This is a genomic window from Sulfolobales archaeon (assembly GCA_038897115.1).
Lineage (GTDB): Archaea > Thermoproteota > Thermoprotei_A > Sulfolobales > AG1 > AG1.
On the sequence record JAWAXC010000010.1, the window covers coordinates 26,281 to 32,563 of the forward strand.

At 45.9% G+C, this 6,283-nt stretch carries 7 protein-coding genes; 6 read left to right on the top strand and 1 reads right to left on the bottom strand.

The features are described from left to right. Positions 1-136 precede the first annotated feature (136 nt). Genes lysW/argW through QXE01_02680 form a run of 4 tightly spaced genes read left to right on the top strand, consistent with a single transcriptional unit; the run spans position 137 to position 3,388 of the window. Complete coding sequence (gene lysW/argW, locus QXE01_02665; GenBank protein MEM4970137.1) at positions 137-304, top strand: alpha-aminoadipate/glutamate carrier protein LysW/ArgW; 168 nt, start codon at positions 137-139, stop codon at positions 302-304. A gap of 9 nt (positions 305-313) precedes the next feature. Beyond that, on the top strand, positions 314-1,156 hold the full coding sequence (gene lysX / locus QXE01_02670; protein ID MEM4970138.1) for a lysine biosynthesis protein LysX: 843 nt from the start codon (positions 314-316) through the stop codon (positions 1,154-1,156). A gap of 2 nt (positions 1,157-1,158) precedes the next feature. Then, the gene (locus QXE01_02675; GenBank protein ID MEM4970139.1) at positions 1,159-2,304 is read left to right on the top strand and encodes an aspartate aminotransferase family protein; all 1,146 of its coding nucleotides are present in this window, start codon (positions 1,159-1,161) and stop codon (positions 2,302-2,304) included. Continuing rightward, on the top strand, positions 2,291-3,388 hold the full coding sequence (locus QXE01_02680; protein ID MEM4970140.1) for a M20/M25/M40 family metallo-hydrolase: 1,098 nt from the start codon (positions 2,291-2,293) through the stop codon (positions 3,386-3,388). The genes QXE01_02675 and QXE01_02680 overlap by 14 nt, the downstream gene beginning before the upstream one ends. On the opposite strand, the gene QXE01_02685 is transcribed toward QXE01_02680, so the two are convergent. Then, entirely contained in the window at positions 3,375-4,694 is a 1,320-nt protein-coding gene (locus QXE01_02685) for a class II fumarate hydratase (GenBank protein ID MEM4970141.1), read from the bottom strand. The two genes, QXE01_02680 and QXE01_02685, sit on opposite strands and share 14 nt — an antisense overlap. Before the next feature lie 459 nt (positions 4,695-5,153). Between QXE01_02685 and QXE01_02690 the strand changes: the two genes are divergently transcribed. Both QXE01_02690 and QXE01_02695 read left to right on the top strand, forming a co-directional pair. Then, positions 5,154-5,636 carry a 50S ribosomal protein L22 gene (locus tag QXE01_02690; protein ID MEM4970142.1) on the top strand — a complete coding sequence of 161 codons (483 nt, stop codon included), beginning with the start codon at positions 5,154-5,156 and terminating at the stop codon, positions 5,634-5,636. A 40-nt stretch (positions 5,637-5,676) separates the two neighbouring features. Next, the coding region (locus tag QXE01_02695; protein MEM4970143.1) for a 30S ribosomal protein S3 at positions 5,677-6,283 on the top strand (607 nt) is incomplete at its 3' end.

Below are 6,283 nucleotides of genomic sequence, written 5' to 3' on the forward strand. Positions count from 1 at the left end.
TTTTCTAAATGTATAGGGGAGCTGCGAAATAAAGTTCTAAGATTCCCTCTTTAATATGAATAGCTGGAACTAGATCTTTAAAAGGGTTGCGAAGAAAACTTATAGGGAGATAGGGTATCTATAATCGGTGCTATGGATGGAGCTAAAATGCCCAGTCTGTGGCCTCCCAGTATTGATACCAGATGATGCTGTATCTGGAGAGCTTGTGGATCATGATTGCGGCGTCTCGCTCGAGGTTATAATAAATGATGGAACAATACATTTAAAGCCATTTGAGAGCGCTGGCGAGGATTGGGGAGAATAGATTTTGGCTGTGAGGGTTGGGATAGCATATACAATCTATAGGTGGGAGGAGAAGGAGCTTACCAGGGCTCTTAGAGAGAGGGGTGCTGAGGTAAGACTTGTACATCTTGAGGAGCAACCTATAGCCATTGGATCAGAGGGTCAGGATCGGATAGACATATATATCCAGAGATCCATTGTAAGGCCCCTTGCCCCAGCCGTATCCGCAGCAATAGAATCCCAGGGTATAAGGGTGGTGAATAGGAGTATAGCGACTCTTATAGCACAGGATAAAGCAGTATCGCTCTCAATCCTATCCTCGAAGGGGATACCAGTCCCTAAAACCTATATAGCATATGGCCTAGGCTCTATCCTAGAGGCTGCAAAGCTAATAGGATACCCCCTTGTATATAAACCCTCCCAGGGGAGCTGGGGCAGGCTTGTATCGCTTATAAAGGATGAGGAGATGCTTAGAACCATATATGAGCATAGAGAGGTCATACAAGATCCAAGGGCAAGGGTGGGCCTCGTACAGGAGTTGGTTGATAAGGGGGATAGAGATATAAGGGCCCTAGTGGTTGGCTCAAGGGTTGTCGGTGCGATGTATAGGATAGGTGGTTTTGTCACAAACTATGCCAGAGGCTCTGAGGTGGTTGCTGCAAAGCTCTCCCCAGAGGTTGAGGATCTAGCTGTTAGGGCTGCAGAGGCCCTCGGGCTTGAGATAGCTGGTGTGGATATATTTGAAAGGAGATCAGGTGGTTATCTCGTAAACGAGGTTAACCCTGTCCCAGAGTTCAAGGGTGTTGCAACGGCAACCGGGATAGATGTTGCTGGTATAATAGCTGAATATATTATATCGCTGGTGAGGAGGTAGTGTTGAAGCTATATAGATTCTACGAGCCAAGGGGTCTCAAGCTTGTAAAGGGCTTGGGGCAATATGTTTGGGACTCTAGTGGGAGGAGATATATAGACGCCCATAATGGTAATGGCGTGGGCTTTCTAGGCCATGGGAATCCATATGTTGTATCATCTATTAGGGAGCAGCTGGATAGCATATATATAGCTTCATCCTCATACGATCTAGATGTTGCTGAGGAGACACTAGATCTCCTTTCAAAGATAGTGCCCCCGAGATATGATAATGTATCGTTTCTAAACTCAGGTGCAGAGGCTGTTGAGCTAGCTATAAAGATGGCTAGGATATATACCAAGAGGAAGAAGATCGTTTATTTCATGGGATCATTCCACGGAAGAACATTAGGAGCATTATCGGTTACAGGGAATAAGAGGTATTGGGCAGGCTTAGAGGGTCTAGATCTAGGCACTATATCGGTGGAATTTACAAAGCCTGAGGAGCTTCGCTCTCTAGACGGCTCTGAGGTTGCTGCAGTGATCTTAGAGATCATACAGGGTGAGGGAGGGGTTAACCCGGCTTCTAAAGAGCTTATAGAGGAGGTCAAGATATTCTCGGATAAATGGGGATCCCTGGTAATAATTGATGAGATACAGACAGGCTTTGGGAGAACCGGTATCCACTGGTCGTTCATGGATGTGGGGTTAGAGCCACATATATTTACAGCTGGTAAGGCAATGGCAGGAGGTTTCCCAATCTCGGCTGTGTTCTTCTCAAGCGAGATAGCATCTAAGATGCCACCTGCGATGCACGGATCAACATTCGGTGGTAATCCACTCGCACTGGCAGCACTTAGGGGAGGGCTGAGAGCATATATAGCTGATAGGGTGTGGGAGAGGTCTAGGGAGAGCGGGTCTATGCTTATTAATAAGCTTAGAGAAACCCTCGGATCTTCGAGGCTTGTTAAAGAGATAAGGGGTAGGGGCCTCATGATAGGTGTTGATCTAAAGGCTAATCCGATCAATGTCGTTAAATGTCTACAGGAGAGGGGTGTGCTAGCAACTAGGGCTGGAAACACTGTGGTTAGGTTTCTACCACCATATATGATCACGAGGGAGGATATCGAGGAAATAGCTAGGGCTATGGCGAGCTGTGTTGGAGGGATATAGAGAGATCCTAAAAAGACTCCTCAGGATCTATAGCCCATCGGGGGATGAGGATAGAGCTGTAAGGGAATTTGTAGAGATAGCTAGGGCTATGGGGCTCGAGGGCTATATAGATGAGGATGGCAATGGTGTCGCTGTATGGGGTAGAGGTGATAGGGTTGTTGCACTCATTGGGCATATAGATACTGTACCAGGCTATATAGAGGTTTCAGAGAGTAGCGAGGGTATAAGGGGTAGGGGTGCTGTTGATGCGAAGGGTCCTCTGGCAGCTATGTTAGCAGCCCTAAACGAGCTCAGAATCTCTGGGGAGGTTCCAGAGGATATAGCTAGGATCTATGTGATAGCCTCTGTTGGGGAGGAGAGCGATAGTAGAGGAGCTCTTGGCCTTATTAGAAGAGGTTTTAAGGCAGATGCAGTTATAGTTGGAGAACCCACCAATAACAATAAGATTGCTATTGGATATAGAGGCTCTATGAAGGTTAAGGTTGAATGCTCCTCAGTGGGTGGCCATGCATCAGTACCGTGGATCTATATATCTGCATGTGAGAAGCTGATAAGCCTGTGGGAAAATATCTCGAGGAGATATAGCGGCTCTAGCGCTAGCAGTATAAGTGCATCGCTAACAATGATGATGTGTGGTGAATACCATAATGTTATACCTAGGGAGGGATATGCTGTGATCGATATTAGATACCCGCCTAGGGGTCAGAGTTGGAGGGAGATTATGGCCTCTATAGAGGAGATCCTGCCAAGTGGCTGTAGAGCATCGCTATTGAAAAACCCTATAGAGCCTGTCGAGGTGAGACCAACAATCCCTATCGTGAGATCCCTTATAAGGGCTGTTAGCAGGGCTGGGATGAGGCCTGAGGTTGTGATGAAGACGGGGACCAGCGATATGAATCTTCTATATGGGAGTGTTTCTAATAATATAGCTGCCTATGGACCCGGAAGATCTGAGCTATCCCATACTGATAATGAGGAGATACTATATTGGGAGTTTGAAAAAGGTATAATGGTTTATAGCGAGGCTATAAAAATATTTCTCGGAGATCTAGGTGTTGCTAGCAAGAGATCTACTTCTCCTTAGCAGGTATGCCAGGCCTAGTAAGCCTCTTTAGATCTAGGATCCTCTCTATCTCCTCCTCGCTTAGCCCAACCTCTTTGAGTGCCTGCCTAATAGGTGTTCCCTGTGCTACTTTAATAGCAACCTGTGTAGCCCTGTCATATCCTATTATAGGTGAGATCACAGTTACCAAGGCTGGGCTCTTCTCAGCAAGCTCCCTAGCCCTCTCTCTTAGAGGTGTTACCCTGTCTATCACATATATGGCCATCTTATCCATTGCCTCTGATAGGAGGGATATCTGGGAGATAACGTTATAGCCTATCAGGGGTATTGCCATGCTGAGCTCGAATTCGCCGAAGAGATTTGCATAGCTGTTCGCAGTATCTAAGCCAACAACCTGTGCCGAGGCTAGCATTGCTGCCTCAACAGTAACTGGGTTTGTCTTGCCCGGCATGATGCTGCTTCCAGCAACCTCTTGTGGAATATCTATCTCCCCTATAGCTGTGAATGGTCCTGAGAACATGAGCCTTAGATCCTGGCATAGCCTTATCATATCTATAGCCGTTGTCCTTAGCACCGAGCTGAGGGATACCATATCGCTTAGAAGCCTCATAGCCCTAAACCTACTCCCAGCTACATAGAATTCAAGTCCTGTGAGCCTTCTAATCTCCTCCACAACCATCTCGCCAAGCCTTGGATGGGCATTCAACCCTGTTCCAACTGCTGTGCCTCCTATGGGGAGCTCCCTAACATATGGTAAGACGCTCTCTAGCAATCCTAGATCGTGTTTAAATGCATCTACATATGCTGAGAACTCCTGCCCCATTGTAACTGGAAGCGCGTCCCTGAGATGCGTTCTCCCAGGCTTTACAACATCCTCTGTCCTCATTGCCAGCCTCTCAAGGCTATCTATGAATCTCTTCATAGATGGTACGAGCTTCTCAATAGTCTCTGCAACAGCTGCTATTCTTATGGCGCTGGGAACCACGTCATTAGATGACTGCCCCATATTAACATGGTCGTTTGGATGCACCTTAACCCCAGAGATCTCTGAGGCCTTAGCAGCGATCACCTCGTTTACATTCATATTAAGCCCGGTTCCAGAGCCTGTCTGGAATACATCAACAACTATTAGATCATCGAGCTTCCCCTCGATAAGCATTGTAGAAGCCTTCATTATAGCCTCTCCTATCCTAGGATCTAGAAGCCCTAGCTCTGTATTTGCCTTCGCCGCAGCATATTTTATCAAACCCATAGCCCATATAATTCTCCTAGGAAACCTGGTACCTGTTGATAGGAAGACCTCAACAGCCTTCTCAACGTATTTCAAGCCCTATCCCTAGGTATATACTATCTCACCCATTATATACAGGATAGCTCTGATATATGATCATACCAGGAGTAGTATAGGTCTATATATATTATATAAATGTAGATAGCTATATAGCCATGGCTCATCAACAATATACCATTATAATATAATTAGAATAATGTTTTCAGCTATAGCATATAAGGATCTAGAGGGTAGTTGAAAGGGTTTAGAAACCGTCTCCAACTTTTAATTATCCCGCTTTTTAGGTTAGCTACTCTTATGTTTTTGTGAGCTGTAGAACTATATTAAACTCTTTGTTTTCGTGATCGTCTTTCGATGGGTGCGAAGCGTCTAAGAAGGGTACTGTGATGTGTAGCCTGTGATTTCCATGGCTAGATATGATGTGGTGGCTTGTTAGAAGAATTTTTGCTTTTATACTTAGAAAGTTATTTTAGTTATAGTGTGGGTTGTGCGCTGATGCCGCCACGCTGGGTCTACCCCCAAATCGGTGGTGAGGGGAGGATAGCCAGGGCTCTTGGGAGGGAGCTGAGGATCTCTCTTAAGGAGAGTGTTGAGATTGCTAAGGTTATAAAGGGGATGAAGCTAGATGATGCTATATCTTATCTTGAGAAGGTGATTAGGAAAGAGCTTCCAGTACCCTATACTAGGCATAGAAAGCAGATCGCCCATAGGAGGGGTGTTAACTCTCAGTTCCCAGAGTGGAGAACTCCTGTGGGTAGATATCCTGTTAAGGCTGCTAAGTATATCTTAAAGGTTCTGAGGAATGCTAGGAATAATGCTGAGAACCAGGGTCTAGATCCTGAGAAGCTTGTGATAGTACATGCAGCAGCCCATAAAGGTAGATATTTGAAGAGATATATGCCGAGAGCCTTTGGAAGGGCAACACCTTGGTTTTCCACCACAACTAATTTCGAGGTTGTTGTGAAGGAGGTGGGCTAGCTTCTCGACGAAGATTTCTAAGAAGAGATATTTCCTCGAGATGGGGCTTTTAAGAACAAAGATAGATGAATATCTCGCATCAACATTCTCTCGAGCGGGATATGCTGGTGTTGAGATAACCAAGACGCCTCTTGGAACGAGGATCATAATATATGCTGATAGACCAGCTCTCCTGATAGGTAGGAGGGGTGAGACTATTAGGAAGCTGCAGACAGTATTTGAAAAGCACTTCGGGATCGAGAACCCCCAGATAACGATCATGGGTGTTGAGAATCCAGAGCTTAATGCAAGGGTAATGGCTTCGAGACTCGCTGTCGCCCTTGAAAAGGGCTTCCACTTTAGGAGAGCTGCTTTCATAACGCTTAGAAGGGTTATGGCTGCAGGGGCTATAGGCTGTGAGGTTGTTATAAGCGGTAAGCTAACATCTGAGAGGGCTAAGTTTGAGAAGCTCAGGGCTGGGAAGATATATAGGAGTGGTGATCAGATAAACTACCTGGTTGACAGGGCTGTATATAATGTTCTCCTAATACCAGGTGTATATGGGATCGAGGTTATAATTGTGAAGCCTGGAAGACCTGCAGACTATATAGAGGTGGTTGAGCAGCCACCCCAGATAACCCAGCAAACACCCCAGACAGGAGAGCAAG

Coding starts and splice junctions, on each gene's coding strand:
- lysW/argW (MEM4970137.1), top strand. CDS start 137: ATGGAGCTAAAATGCCCAGTCTGTGGCCTCCCAGTATTGATACCAGAT.
- QXE01_02690 (MEM4970142.1), top strand. CDS start 5,154: ATGCCGCCACGCTGGGTCTACCCCCAAATCGGTGGTGAGGGGAGGATA.